The sequence below is a fragment of the Pseudomonas sp. AC229 genome (genome assembly GCF_979254655.1).
Map to the genome: position 1 here is coordinate 1 of NZ_CEEDHK010000113.1, position 232 is coordinate 232.

Genomic DNA, 232 nt, shown 5'->3' on the forward strand with positions numbered 1-232 from the left:
GTGCTGTCGGTGCTGTGCCGGCGGGTGATGACGGTGGACCGTCACCGCCGGCTGGTCGCCGAGGCGGAACAGCTGTTCCGGCAGATCGGCCTGACCAACATAACCGCACGGGTCGCAGACGGCTCGTTCGGGCTGCCCGAGCAGGCGCCCTTTGATCGCATCATGGTGACCGCCGCGGCCGAAGACCCGCCGGGGCCGTTGTTGTCGCAACTGAAGGTGGGCGGTATCATGG

General features: G+C 68.1%; 1 protein-coding gene. It reads left to right on the top strand.

Going from position 1 to position 232, the window contains the following annotated elements; all coding sequences use genetic code 11:
- On the top strand, positions 1-232 hold a 232-nt coding region (locus tag AC0IW7_RS25080), incomplete at both ends, for a class I SAM-dependent methyltransferase (protein ID WP_471821573.1).